Origin of the sequence: Shewanella sp. CAL98-MNA-CIBAN-0140, assembly GCF_040309905.1 — a bacterium.
GTDB classification, from domain to species: Bacteria; Pseudomonadota; Gammaproteobacteria; order Enterobacterales; family Shewanellaceae; genus Shewanella; species Shewanella psychromarinicola.
In genome coordinates this window covers 1-254 of the sequence record NZ_JBEOPI010000231.1, presented here as the reverse complement: position 1 = coordinate 254, position 254 = coordinate 1, and the positions used below count along the sequence as shown (strand labels likewise).

At 59.8% G+C, this 254-nt stretch carries 1 pseudogene; it reads right to left on the bottom strand.

The features are described from left to right. Positions 1-254, bottom strand: a pseudogene (locus AAEY93_RS20875) (EamA family transporter); the annotation flags it as partial.

Below are 254 nucleotides of genomic sequence, written 5' to 3'. Positions count from 1 at the left end.
CCCCATGTGCATGCACATGGCTATGAGGCACCTTCGAGTCCCACTCAAACCCATGCTCATGTTGATGATGCTCATCATGCACATGCCAATGCCCATGTTGCGTTGCCTCATGCAGATGCTCATGGGCATGCCGCTCCGTCAGGTGCAGCCACACGCCCACGGCCATCAGCGCCGAGGCAATCCAGAAGGCCACGGTCACCGACTCGCCAAACACCAGCAACGCCACTGCAGCACCGAGAAAGGGTGCCGTGGAG